The sequence below is a fragment of the Paracoccus nototheniae genome (assembly GCF_004335005.1).
Lineage (GTDB): Bacteria > Pseudomonadota > Alphaproteobacteria > Rhodobacterales > Rhodobacteraceae > Paracoccus > Paracoccus nototheniae.
In genome coordinates this window covers 1-6,028 of sequence record NZ_RQRT01000122.1, presented here as the reverse complement: position 1 = coordinate 6,028, position 6,028 = coordinate 1, and the positions used below count along the sequence as shown (strand labels likewise).

At 56.9% G+C, this 6,028-nt stretch carries 7 protein-coding genes and 1 pseudogene; 2 read left to right on the top strand and 6 right to left on the bottom strand.

From position 1 onward, the window contains the following. The 3 genes and pseudogenes from EG885_RS23170 to EG885_RS23625 all read right to left on the bottom strand — a co-directional run. On the bottom strand, positions 1 to 181 hold a 181-nt coding region (locus EG885_RS23170; protein WP_207392378.1), incomplete at its 3' end, for a transposase. 81 nt (positions 182 to 262) lie between these two features. Next, on the bottom strand, positions 263 to 676 hold the full coding sequence (locus tag EG885_RS23630; protein WP_131578758.1) for an NAD(P)H-dependent oxidoreductase: 414 nt from the start codon (positions 674 to 676) through the stop codon (positions 263 to 265). 61 nt (positions 677 to 737) lie between these two features. Next, positions 738 to 1,001, bottom strand: a pseudogene (locus EG885_RS23625) (Hsp20/alpha crystallin family protein); the annotation flags it as partial. 520 nt (positions 1,002 to 1,521) lie between these two features. On the opposite strand from EG885_RS23625, the gene EG885_RS21490 reads away from it, so the two are divergent. Continuing rightward, positions 1,522 to 2,172, top strand: coding sequence for a BON domain-containing protein (locus EG885_RS21490; protein WP_131578756.1), 651 nt, complete (start codon positions 1,522 to 1,524; stop codon positions 2,170 to 2,172). Between the two features lie 51 nt (positions 2,173 to 2,223). On the opposite strand, the gene EG885_RS21485 is transcribed toward EG885_RS21490, so the two are convergent. Both EG885_RS21485 and EG885_RS21480 read right to left on the bottom strand, forming a co-directional pair. After that, positions 2,224 to 3,057: a universal stress protein gene (locus tag EG885_RS21485; RefSeq protein ID WP_131578754.1), complete on the bottom strand. Its 834-nt coding sequence runs from the start codon at positions 3,055 to 3,057 to the stop codon at positions 2,224 to 2,226. Positions 3,058 to 3,342: 285 nt separating this feature from the next. Further along, positions 3,343 to 4,110 (bottom strand): Crp/Fnr family transcriptional regulator, encoded by a 768-nt coding sequence (locus tag EG885_RS21480; RefSeq protein ID WP_131578752.1) that lies wholly within the window; start codon positions 4,108 to 4,110, stop codon positions 3,343 to 3,345. A gap of 275 nt (positions 4,111 to 4,385) precedes the next feature. Between EG885_RS21480 and EG885_RS21475 the strand changes: the two genes are divergently transcribed. Next, positions 4,386 to 5,054, top strand: coding sequence for a Crp/Fnr family transcriptional regulator (locus EG885_RS21475; protein WP_165571262.1), 669 nt, complete (start codon positions 4,386 to 4,388; stop codon positions 5,052 to 5,054). A gap of 45 nt (positions 5,055 to 5,099) precedes the next feature. On the opposite strand, the gene EG885_RS21470 is transcribed toward EG885_RS21475, so the two are convergent. Further along, positions 5,100 to 6,028, bottom strand: a 929-nt coding sequence (locus EG885_RS21470) for an alcohol dehydrogenase catalytic domain-containing protein (protein WP_131578748.1), incomplete at its 5' end; no start/stop codon positions are given.

Sequence of the window (6,028 nt, the reverse complement as noted above, 5' to 3'; positions counted from 1 at the left end):
GCCGCCACGCCGATAGCTGGTTCGGCTGCACTCCATACCTGTCCGCAACGGCATTCACCGTGGCACCCGGCTCAAGCGTATCGGCAACCACCAAAGCCTTTACCTCAGTCGGCCACCGGCGATGGCCAGAGCCATATATCTCGACACCCAAGGAAGTGAGAAACGAACTCTGGGCACACATTGCGAAACGCACTCCCCATCAGCTGATGGAAAGGACTTCGCAGCAGCGCGTCAGCCAAGCAATGTGGGGTTCAAACGTCGCTTACCGACATCCAGGCATCCCCATCGTTACAATAAGCCTTGCGGAGCGTCGCCTAGAAAACCGACTTGTCGACGACTTCCCGCCATAGGTGAATGCCTGGCCAGGGCGCATGACCTGTTCCAGAAAGGCCTTGAGCAGTGCCGGCGGTCCTCCAAGCCAGAGGGGGAAGACAAGCACAAGATGGTCCGCATCGAAAACCGCCTGCGCTGACGCTGTCAACGACCTCGGGGGGGCGGCCTGCTTGAACTCCCACGCGGTCCGGAGATAAGGCACCTCCAGTACCGCTACATCCACTGTCCGGACATTATGTCCTGCTTCACGCGCCCCGTCCGCGTAGCTTCGTGCAAGCGCGCGGCAAAACCGATCAGGGGCCGGATCCGGATGACCAATGACGATGGTGATGTTGCGCTTCATGTGCACACTCCGGTCCTGGTATCAGGGTGTGGACCGGTGCATGCGACACCGGTCGTCAGCGTCATGCTGGTTGAATGCTGATCGTCTTCTCAGCCTCCTGTGAGCTTTTCGACTTGGGAATGTGTATCGCCAGAACCCCCTCGGCGTAACCGGCCGATATGCCGTCTGCATCGATACCGTCAGAAAGCACCAAGCTGCGTTGGAAGCGGCCCCAGCTACGTTCGCGCAGATGGTAGCTCCCGTCTTTATCCTGCTTGTCCTCTGATTTCTGTCCGCTGATCGTGAGCTCCCCATTTTTCAGGCGGATAGCGATCTGCTCGACCGTGAGCCCGGGAAGTTAAGCAGTGACATTGTACGCTTTCTGGGATTCGGAGACGTCAAGAACTGGCCACGGCAAGAAAGAGGATCCGAATGAGGCCTCGCGGGGCATGAGGGACGGCCAACGGTGTTGATCCATGGGACCGAAGTGCCTGAACATCTCTTCCCTGAGATCCAAAATTCGGGGCCAGGGGTTCTGACGGTCCGGGCTGTCCTGCGCGGATCTGTCCGAGGTCATCGGCAGTGTCTTGGACATATCGCACTCCTTTTCTATTTCCGCCCGATACCGGGATCGGGCGGGATACAAGGCGTCCGCGGCGCTGCACTCGTGACCCATGAACTCCACCTGCCGCGGACTAGAACATTTGTCCTCTCACCAAGCCGTCCTGCATTGACGCCGAACAATAAGCGCACCGACGCCACGTACCGTGGCGTTGTCCGCCATCAATGCGGCACCCGACGGGCTCGTTGAGACTGCTGTTCAGGCTTAGTTGGCAGAACCGAGCGCACCCCTGGGAGGATCACGCATGGGCGACATTCAGTTAAGACAGGACATCATCGACGAGCTTCAATATGAACCCAGCATCAATGCGGCACATATTGGCGTTGCCGTGGAAAACGGGACGGTCACGCTGAGTGGCCATGTCCAAAGCTACATCGAGCGGCATTCCGCAGAGATGATTGTGAAACGCGTCAAGGGCGTGCGTGCCATTGCGCAGGAGATCGAAGTCCGTCCAGTTGGCGCGCACATGACGGCAGATGACGAAATCGCCAAGCGATCCGTCAATCTGCTTCGATGGAACACTTCAATTCCCGACGACCAGGTCCAGGTCAGGGTTGAAAACGGCGCCATCGTGCTGTCCGGAAAGGTCGATTGGCATTTCCAGAAGGACGCCGCTGAGCGCGCTCTTCATGGCCTGACTGGTGTCCGGTCAATGTCCAACCGCATCGAAATCGAACCCACGATCAGTGTGACCGACGTTCGGCAGCGTATTGAAAATGCGCTGAAGCGCGATGCCGAGCTCGAATCCAAACGGATCCGCGTGAGTGTGGTGGATCACAAGGTGACGCTGGAAGGAGATGTCCGCAACTGGGCAGAGCGCGAGGCCGCTGAACGCGCTGCCTGGGCGGCACCCGGGGTGAAATCCGTCATTGATCACCTGACAGTTCATCACTGATACCATGCCCCCGGCTAACCACCGGGGGCGATATCCCCTGTGCTGGCCGGGTTAGTGAGAAAGCAGGAGCGGATAACGGCAGGACGCAAGCAGTTCCCGGGTCACCGCACCAATGACGAAGTCATATAGAAGCGAATGTCCGAACGCGCCTGCTACGATGACATCCGCCTTGAAACTCTCCGCCTCCTCGATCAACGAGGTGACGCGATCAGCCGCCGAGGCATGGCGCTCATTCATCGTTGCCGTTAATCCGCGCCGAGCGAGCGCAGCGGCGAAATCTGCTTTTTGATCAATTGCCGGAAATTTGTCCTCGATATAGGGAACGACAGACACAATTTCTATCTGAGCTTGGTCCGCGGCAAGTGCGAGTGCATCGTGCGCGGCGCGCGTGGCTTCACGCGTTTCGCTCCACCCTATCATCATGCGTTTGAATGGTGCCTGGCATTGCGCATGGGGGTGAAGAACAAGAACCGGTCGACCGAGGTTTCGGACGAGACGCTCTGTGAGATTGCGATCGTCGGGGGAGCGGAATGGAGCCGTGTTCGTACCCAGCAGCACAATATCGGCCGCACGCCCGGCCGACAGCACGAACTCTTCTGCGCCATAGAGTTCCGAATAGTCACGGTATTGCGCGACGATATCGTTTGTTGCGATTTCCTTGCCGAAAATTGCCCGGACGCGCGCCGAAGAATCCTCCTTCCAGTTGCCGATGGTCGAGAAAATCATCGGCTCAGGCCCGATGCCTTCATAAAAAAAGATCGGTCGATACGCATGCAGCACCGTCAGATGCGCATCAAGATTGCGGGCTACGACGGCAGCTTGGGGGAGCAGCCATTCCGCCTCTGTGAGGTCGAAAACAATGAGAGCAAGGTTTTGGACACGCATTGGTGGACTCCGATTTCAAAGGGCAAATAACGGTACTCTTATTCGGAATGTGAGTATGAGGTTGGCCATAAGCTGATCTGCATTCCAGGCGCGTTGGGCAATTCTCTTAAGCGCATCATATGATTTAAAGGGGCATAAATTGAATGGATTTGGGGGCGCTGGATCATACGGGGTCTGGGGGGAGACCCGCACGTTCAGGCATAGGCTTAATTGTTGATCTGTCATTGACGGCTGTCATCGCCAGCTTAAACTTCTACAAAGCCGTTATACAGGGCATATTCATAATTATATTGCCAGAAATTTTTTTAGCGCATCGATATTTTTTATTTTGAAGAGCTGTGGATTTATTGGTTCGATAAATCCATGATTCTTTAAATCGGTAAGCGTCCGGCACACTGTTTCAACTGTCGTGCATGTTAAATCTGCCCAGTCCTGCCTCGATACCTCCATCCGGATCAAAGCGCTTCCGTCAATCTGGCATCTAGGGGGCATGAAGCTCAAATGGTCGATCAGGAACGACATAATACGCTGCCTGCTATCAAGTACCCCAAGATGCCAAAGCATCGTACGTTGTCGCTCAGCCAATTCGGAAAGCTCCGTAATCAGATACCATCGCGCATTCGCGTCTTTCGCGAGCAACTGGGTTACAGCATTGCCATCATGCAGGCACAGTTCGACACGCGTAGCCGCCTCGATCAGGTAGGTCTCATTCCCGCCTGTCCAGTTTCCGATCAGATCGCCCGGTTGATGCAGTGTCAGCACACTACGCCGTCCGTGCCGTGACACATGCTCTATGCGAAGGAAACCGCTTTTGAGCACACCTGTAATATTCGCTTTCGTTCCTGCGGAAATTATATGTGAGCCGCGTGCAAAAACCCTGCGCGTCGATCGCGTCGACCCATTCAAAAGCCTGCAGACGGCGGCCGCAGCCAAAGGACAGGCACAGCAATCGTCCTCTCTGCCATTCCGGCACAAAGGCCGAGGGACAAGCCGCAGTTCAGGATGATGCTTCAACTTCGCGTCTCCGGTGAAAGGACATGAAGGGCGGGTCATTGGTCAGGCTTGCATGGCGGCGGCGACTTGACGTTGACACATGTCAATTTGGGGCGCCTCTGCCCGGAAACGTCGCGGGTCGGCGGTTTATAGCCGACACAGGATTCCTTTCCAGAAGTTGACGTTTTCGTGTACTGTTGCTCGAGTGGAAGTGGAGGTTTGTCGTGGTCACCTGTTCTCACCATGGACCCGTTCAACCAGACTTTCGAAGCATCGCGCCTTTTTTAGGTCTCGGCAGTGACGTGCTCGCATTACTCACGTCAATGAGCCAGCAAATGCTGTTCCAATCTGGTCAGACCGTCACAATTGCCGACGAAAAGCCGCCTTTCGTGGGTTTCGTGCTGTCAGGGATTCTCCGCATGGAGAAGGTTCTGGCCGATGGGAGCCGGCACATCGTCGGCCTGTTGGTGTCAGGTGACATGTTTGGCCGGGTGTTCGACGGCCCCATGCCCTATGGCATTGAGGCCGCAACAGGCAGCCGCATCATCTTGTTTCGGCGTGGGCCGTTCGAGGACCTTGTCCGACACTCCTCCGAACTTGATCGTCTCGTCATCCATGAAATTCTGAACGAAATCGACCGGGCCCGGGACTGGATGATCATTCTGGGATATACGCGGGTCCAAACGAGGATCTGCGGGTTCCTGGTTCTCCTTTGTACGCGGTACCGTGTTGTGTCTGACGTTGTTCTGGAGCGGGATGACAGTTTGACCGTGCATCTCCCGATCACACGTCAGGATATGGCATATCTCCTGGGGACGCGTACTGAATCGATCAGTCGCGCTCTTCATGCGCTCCAGGATCTTGGATACATCCGGATCGTTCGCTCCGATCTGATCTCGATCGTGAACTTCGCTGCACTGACGGATGAAATCGGCGAGGAGTATCCGACAGGGGCAAGCGGCTTTCCACAGCTCAGGCACTGGAAAGATCGGGCGAGAGAATAGGTCGCCTTGAGAGTAGAGCCTGGAGCGGCTGGTCTGCTTTCTCGATTACGGGACCAGCACTGCGGCACCTGTCAGTCTTCCAGCCCGCAGGTCGTCGAGGGCTAGATTGGCGTCACTGAGAGCATAGATCGTCGTCCGCGTAAGGACGGGCATGTCGTGGATCCGAAGCATGAATTCCGCTGCATCAGTTCGGGTCATGTTTGCCACCGATCTGAGAATCCGCTCTCCCCAGAGGTCTTCGTAATCAAGTGCTGGTATTTGCGACATGTGAATGCCGGCGCAGACCACGCAGCCGCCTTTGCGCACCGCGCGCAGAGCGCGCGGCACGAGGCTTCCATCAGGGGCAAAAATGAGCGCTGCGTCGAGTTCTTCCGGCAATAGCTGGTCCGAGTCTCCTGCCCAGGTCGCTCCGAGCTCAAGAGCATATTTCTGCGTGGCCTTGTCGCCGGGTCGAGTCACAGCAAAAACATGCCGTTGCTGCGCAACCGCGATCTGCGCAATGATGTGAGCCGCAGCTCCAAAGCCGTAGATCCCGATGCTCCGGGCATCCGCGACCATCTTCAGCGCCCTGTAGCCGATCAGCCCTGCGCAGAGCAGGGGCGCAAGGCTGGCGGCGTCGCTCGTGTCGTCTAGGGGGACGATAAAGCGTGCATTGGCCAGACAGGCCTCGGCGTATCCGCCGTCAACACTATACCCTGTGAAGGTGGGCTGATCGCAGAGATTTTCGTGTCCGGCGCGGCAATACGGACACCGACCGCAAGTATTGGCGAGCCAAGGCACGCCAACCCGCTGTCCGATGCGCAACCCATGAACGTCCTCGCCCATCAGGTCGATCCGACCCACGATCTGGACCTGCACCGGTTTTGTTCCGGTCTTTTGAGAGCAATACTCGCCATCAAGGAGACCGGATATGGCAGCGATACACAGCGACGAGTTCAAGCGGGATGCGGTTCGCATCGCGCAAACCAGTGGCC